The organism is Mesorhizobium sp. M7A.F.Ca.CA.004.04.2.1 (assembly GCF_004022825.1).
In the GTDB taxonomy this organism is placed as follows: Bacteria; Pseudomonadota; Alphaproteobacteria; order Rhizobiales; family Rhizobiaceae; genus Mesorhizobium.
In genome coordinates, this window is sequence record NZ_RZPH01001251.1 from 1 (window position 1) to 1,514 (window position 1,514).

General features: G+C 64.8%; 1 protein-coding gene. It reads left to right on the top strand.

Annotation, left to right across the window (positions count from 1 at the left end; genetic code table 11):
* Positions 1-103: 103 nt before the first annotated feature.
* Positions 104-1,514 (top strand): NADH-quinone oxidoreductase subunit NuoG (nuoG, locus tag EN893_RS33530; RefSeq protein WP_128362155.1); only part of this gene is annotated, 1,411 nt, incomplete at its 3' end.

The window sequence follows — 1,514 nt, forward strand, 5'->3', positions numbered from 1 at the left end:
GCCCAAGCGGCGGCGCTCGCCGTCAAGTGAATGAAATGCCTGACGTGGTCTCGACCGCGTCCGGACAAAGAGATTGCGGGAACTCCGCAGGGGTTTGAGGCGAATGGCAAAGCTCAAGGTCGACGGGAAAGAGATCACTGTACCCGACCACTACACGCTGCTGCAGGCGGCGGAAGACGCTGGCGCGGAAGTGCCGCGCTTCTGCTTCCATGAGCGGCTCTCGATCGCCGGCAATTGCCGCATGTGCCTGATCGAGGTGAAGGGCGGGCCGCCCAAGCCGCAGGCCTCCTGCGCCATGAACGTGCGCGACCTGCGTCCCGGGCCGAATGGCGAGGCGCCGGAAATCTTCACCAACACGCCGATGGTCAAGAAGGCCAGGGAAGGCGTGATGGAGTTCCTGCTGATCAACCATCCGCTGGATTGCCCGATCTGCGACCAGGGCGGCGAATGCGACCTGCAGGACCAGGCGATGGCCTTCGGCGTCGATTCCTCGCGCTATCACGAGAACAAGCGCGCGGTCGAAGACAAATACATCGGGCCGCTGGTGAAGACGGTGATGAACCGCTGCATCCACTGCACGCGCTGCGTCCGCTTCACCACCGAAGTCGCCGGCATTTCCGAACTGGGCCTGATCGGCCGCGGCGAGGATGCCGAGATCACCACCTATCTCGAACAGGCGATGACGTCGGAGCTGCAGGGCAATGTCATCGACCTTTGCCCGGTCGGCGCGCTGACCTCGAAGCCATTCGCCTTCCAGGCGCGGCCGTGGGAGCTGACCAAGACCGAATCCATCGATGTGATGGATGCGGTCGGCTCGGCGATCCGTGTCGATAGCCGGGGCCGCGAAGTGATGCGCATCCTGCCGCGCGTCAACGAGGCGGTGAACGAGGAGTGGATCTCCGACAAGACCCGATTTATCTGGGACGGCCTGCGCACGCAGCGTCTCGACCGCCCCTATGTGCGCAAGGACGGCAGGTTGGTTGCCGCCAGCTGGGCCGAGGCCTTCGCCGCGATCAAGGACGCGGTATCGAAGACGGCGCCCGAAAAGATCGGCGCTATCGCGGGCGATCTCGCCGCCGTCGAGGAAACCTATGCGCTCAAGCTGCTGATGGCTTCGCTCGGCTCGAAGAATACCGATTGCCGCCAGGACGGCGCCGCACTCGACCCGGCGCTCGGCCGGGCGAGCTACATCTTCAACCCGACCATCGAAGGAATCGAGCAGGCCGATGCGGTGCTGATCATCGGCGCCAATCCGCGCTATGAAGCCTCGGTGCTCAACGCCCGTATCCGCAAGCGCTGGCGGATCGGCAATCTGCCGGTCGGCGTCATCGGCGATGTTGGCGATACCCGCTACGACTACGAACAGCTGGGCGCCGGACCGGATTCGCTGAAGGATTTGGCCGACGGCAACGGCAAGTTCTTCCAGACGCTGAAGAAGGCGACACGCCCTCTGATCATCGTTGGCCAGGGCGCGCTGGCGCGTGCCGACGGCGCGGCCGTGCTCGGACAGGCGG